4 protein-coding genes are annotated in these 3,703 nt (G+C 56.5%); 1 reads left to right on the forward strand and 3 read right to left on the reverse strand.

The window, feature by feature from the left end; all coding sequences use genetic code 11:
• From ACP5VX_RS06500 to ACP5VX_RS06510, 3 genes are all read right to left on the reverse strand, one after another.
• Window positions 1-788: hypothetical protein (locus ACP5VX_RS06500; protein WP_428725073.1), on the reverse strand; the 788-nt coding region annotated here is incomplete at its 3' end.
• Window positions 789-794: 6 nt separating this feature from the next.
• Window positions 795-1,748 (reverse strand): metallophosphoesterase family protein, encoded by a 954-nt coding sequence (locus ACP5VX_RS06505; RefSeq protein ID WP_428725074.1) that lies wholly within the window; start codon window positions 1,746-1,748, stop codon window positions 795-797.
• A 50-nt stretch (window positions 1,749-1,798) separates the two neighbouring features.
• Window positions 1,799-3,430 (reverse strand): APC family permease, encoded by a 1,632-nt coding sequence (locus ACP5VX_RS06510; RefSeq protein WP_428725075.1) that lies wholly within the window; start codon window positions 3,428-3,430, stop codon window positions 1,799-1,801.
• A 62-nt stretch (window positions 3,431-3,492) separates the two neighbouring features.
• Between ACP5VX_RS06510 and ACP5VX_RS06515 the strand changes: the two genes are divergently transcribed.
• The coding region (locus tag ACP5VX_RS06515; RefSeq protein ID WP_428725076.1) for an aminotransferase class III-fold pyridoxal phosphate-dependent enzyme at window positions 3,493-3,703 on the forward strand (211 nt) is incomplete at its 3' end.

Consider the following 3,703-nt stretch of genomic DNA (forward strand, 5'->3'; position numbering starts at 1 on the left):
GACCTCTTAATCCAAGCCTTGCTCTTGGGCGTAGACTCGACCTTGTTGACCAAAGAATTGACCCTGCTCAGCACCAGTTCGACTACGTCTTTTGTCAACACCCCCTCGGCGAGCTTGTTCATGAGCATGTCTTTCAGCTTGACCAGGTTCGCCATTGCGTCGTACCAGAAGCCCCAGTCATCCGAGAGGACGGAGGCTATGAGGTCGTCGTCGATGCACTCTCTACTCTTAGACCCCTCGAGGCTGCACAGGTTGTGTGAGTAGAGCAGGACTGCGAGGTCGACCAGGTCCTTCCAGTTGATCTCGTGTATCTGGAGCTTCTCCAGCACGAGGTGTGCCAGGGAGATGGTGGGGTAGTCGAGCTCGAGCAAACCCTTACCAGGCTTGTTACCGAAGTCTATGTCGTGGCTGAACTCGAGTTTGTCGAAGAATACGTCAACGTGGTAGAGGTCCTGAGGGTGGTAGTAGACGAGCCTCTTGCCGGCGAACAGGGCCTTCACGTAGGGGTCGTATTTAAACTTGAGCTCCTTCTCGAAGAGGTCGATTATCTCCTTCCTCTGCTTGCTGTACCCTATCAAGTCGAGGTCTGTGAAGACGAGCCCCTCCCCCTTGAATCTCCCCAGCTTCTCGTACAGGCTGACCGCGCCCGGTCTGTCGACTGAGTGGATGTACACTCCTAGAGCCCCCAGTATTCTGAGCACGACGCCTCTCTCCGAGGCCTTCGAGACTATCCCGACAGCCTCCTTGACGAACTCGTCGGCGCTAAGAGCGACTCGCTTCGAGGACAAGGCTGTCTACCCCTCTATCTTGTAGTAGTTGACCAGCCTCTCCCCCTCGACCTCCACGATGTAGGCCTTGAGGACCCCCTCGCTGTACTCGCTCCCGGGGTTCACGACTACTGTCCTACCGATCACGTCTTGCCCGCCCGACTCGTGTATGTGGCCGTGTAGACCTATAACGGGCTGGTACTTCTCTATCACCTTCCTCACGGCCTTAGAGCCCACATGCTCGAACTGCGGTACGCCGGCGACCGTCACCACTCTGAGGTCCTTGGTGAGCTTGGGTGCCAGGTCCAGCATCGTGTTGTAGGGCGGGGCGTGGAAGTTGAAGATCGACTTGGACGGGTCGGCCAGCTTCGATATCAGTTTCTCCAAGTACTTCTCCAGGTCCTTCTCGTCTTTCTCTCGCGGGGTCTTCCAGGGGGTCGGGTTGACGTAGGGCGACGACACGACTTCCAGCTTCTCCACCGCGAAGACCTTTTCGAGGGGGTACACCACGCCCCTGTCCTCGTACTCCCTTATCACGTCGTCGATCACCCACTCGTCGTCGTTACCTGGCATCACGACCGTGGTCACGCTCCTCGTGTCGACTTTGCTGACGAGTAGCTCCAGCCACCTCCTCATCCTCTCGACCATCTTCTCCACCATCACCCTGTTCACAAGGTCTGGGTTGTTCTTCAGCTCCTCCAGCTCTCTCTCGTCGACCCTGACGTAGTAGGCCCCAGCACCCTCCAGCTTCTCCTCGAAAGCCGCCACCTCGCTCTCGCTCTTCATAACCCACCTCGAGCCGAAGTAGCGGGCCGTCCAAGTCCCGTCGCCGTGCCTGACGATCGGCACCAAGACCTTACCGGTCAAGTCGCCGGACAACACTAGGACGTTGGCCTTGTACATCTCTTGTGCTCTGATCCACTTCCTCCATACTAGTGTAGAGCCGTGGACGTCGACCGAGAAGAATATGCGCGAGACCATGCCAGTGCATCTCACACTCTATTTATAGTTTGAGGGTAAAAAACGTGGTTTTAGGCCGGGGGTATCTGCCCGTAGATCTTACTCGGGTCTATACCCTTCGCCCTGTTCTTGGCCATCATGTAAACGTAGATCGATATGCCTAGTACGCCGGCAGCGATGTTGACCATCTGGACCGAGGGCTCGGGGTACGACGTGTATAGCATGAGCCACCAGCCGATGGCGAAGACTATTATGCCCAGCACTGAGGTTGCCACCTTCGACTTGAAGACCGTCCGCTCGAAGATCTCGGGCCTCCACCAGGGTAGTAGTGTTAGTGCCAGGCCGACAGGCCAGACGAATATGAACAAGCTGAAGTCCAGCCAGGAGATCAGTGCTGTGGCGAGTGTCGCGCCCAGGTTCTCGTAGTACGTTATTACGGCGCCTAGGCCGGCTATGATGGCTGTGATGTGGTTGGCCCAGGTGGGGGCGGCGAACCTGGGTGAAACGGAGGCCAGTTTCTCGGGTAGGGCCCTGTCAAAGCTCATTGAGAAGAAGCCTCTCACGGCCGCTACCCAGACCGGTATAGCGGTGTTGAGGTACCACAGGAAGTAGGCTAGCCCTACTACGATAGCTAGGACTGGGTTCGGGAAGGCGATCGCTATGTAGAAGGGTACGGAAGGCTCTGGTAGAGGTTTGCCGGGGAGGATGCTAGACAGGACGTCCGGGTAGTTAGCCCTCAAGTAAGCGTAGGCGGCGAGGAAGTCGTAGTTGAAGACGTAGGGTAGTATGAAGGCGTTGAACAAGTAGAGGGCCATGACCACTGCGTAACCGGTGAAGAGGCCCTTAAGGTAGGACCTGCTTGGGTCCTTCACCTCGCTACCTATAAAGGTAGTAACCTCGAGGCCTGACCAGGCCCACAACGTCCAGAACAGCATCCCGTATGTACCGATCAGCAGGGGGTTGGCTGTGAGGACGGGGACGTTGTACTGCTTGCTTACAGTCTCGTTAAAGGCGACGCTCATTATCTTGGAGGCGCTGCCAGGCCCGTAGATGGAGTCGAAGGCCGCCATCCCGTTGTTGGCCCCCACGAAGGGCAGAGCGGCGAGCGTGAGCACTGTGACGATGAGCGGTAGTATCGTGCCTATTCTCATAGTCCACTTTATGACCTTGATACCGCCCATGTTTAGGGCCCAGAGTACCGCCACCAGTATTATCGATATCACGAGCTGGTTTACGGGGTCTATGAGAGCGTTGGATATGCTGATCAACGCCGGGTTGTTAGAGGCGACCCCGGCGACGGCGAGCGGGCCGCTGAACGCCTTTAAGCCGATGTACATTATGAACCCCGCTGTCATGGCACCGCCACCGCCCACAATGTAGTACCAGAACGGGATGTAGCCCAACACCGGGTGCAACGTCCTGGATACCACGACGTACATGCTGCTGGACCTCGGGAAGGATGCCGCTATATAGTAGAACGCTATCGTCAGCGGGAGGAATATCAGTCCCGCTAGGAAGAACGCCAGCGCTATGTTGCCGCCGTAGGTGTCTGGGTAGCCTAGTACTTTGACCGCGTAGAAGGTCATACCCGACGCGGCGGGGCAGGCTATAGACCACAAGGCTACGTCGATCCACGACAGCTCTCTAACGAGGCCTGACGCCCTTCTTACAAATACTACTTCTTCTGACATACCCCACCACAAGTGGATATTTTTCCCGGGAAGAATATAAATTTTTACGCCATGTAAGTAGGGGCTTTACGTGTATGGATGTTGAAAACCTCATTCGAGAAGAACGTAACGTGATCCCACGACCGTTCGTCCTCAAGTACTTTCCTCTAGTCCCTTCGAGAGGGCGGGGTTGTAAGCTCTACGATGAGGCGGGGAAAGAGTACATCGACCTCACGTCGGGGGCCGCAACCTACATAGTGGGGTTCAACCACCCGGACGTCGTTAGAGAAGTCGTAGAGCAGGTGG

This window comes from Thermogladius sp., assembly GCF_049970955.1.
Classification (GTDB): Archaea; Thermoproteota; Thermoprotei_A; order Sulfolobales; family Desulfurococcaceae; genus Thermogladius.

Excerpts from the sequence above, each read along its gene's own strand:
- ACP5VX_RS06505 (WP_428725074.1), bottom strand. The coding sequence starts at position 1,748 with ATGGTCTCGCGCATATTCTTCTCGGTCGACGTCCACGGCTCTACACTA.